The sequence below is a fragment of the Exiguobacterium sp. s127 genome (assembly GCF_018618695.1).
Lineage (GTDB): Bacteria > Bacillota > Bacilli > Exiguobacteriales > Exiguobacteriaceae > Exiguobacterium_A > Exiguobacterium_A oxidotolerans.
Map to the genome: position 1 here is coordinate 1 of NZ_JACSMO010000032.1, position 447 is coordinate 447.

1 protein-coding gene is annotated in these 447 nt (G+C 55.0%); it reads left to right on the plus strand.

What is annotated here, in order from left to right:
* Window positions 1–447: RNA-guided endonuclease TnpB family protein (locus KNP98_RS15920; RefSeq protein WP_214812253.1), on the plus strand; the 447-nt coding region annotated here is incomplete at both ends.

Consider the following 447-nt stretch of genomic DNA (forward strand, 5'->3'; position numbering starts at 1 on the left):
TCGTCTCCCTGCTCGTCGAGCAGGAGAGCAACGAAATGCCGAAGACGGGCTCATCCGTCGGCGTCGATGTCGGATTGAAGCACTTCGCCATCCTGTCGGACGGCACGGTGTACAAGAACGACCGTTACTTCCGTTCGCTTGAGAAGAAGCTAGCGCGCGAGCAACGCAAGCTTTCTCGTCGTCAACGGTTGGCCTTGGACAAGAACGGAAAACTTTCCGAGGCGAAGAACTATCAGAAGCAGAAGCGGAAGGTCGCCCGCATCCACGAGAAGATCGCCAACAAGCGAACCGACTTCCTGCACAAGGTATCGACCGAAATCGTCAAAAACCACGACGTCATCGGCATCGAGACCTTGCAGGTGAAGAACATGCAGAAGAATCGCAAGTTGAGCAAGTCCATCTCCGAGGTCAGTTGGTCGGAGTTCTTCCGCATGCTCGGATACAAGG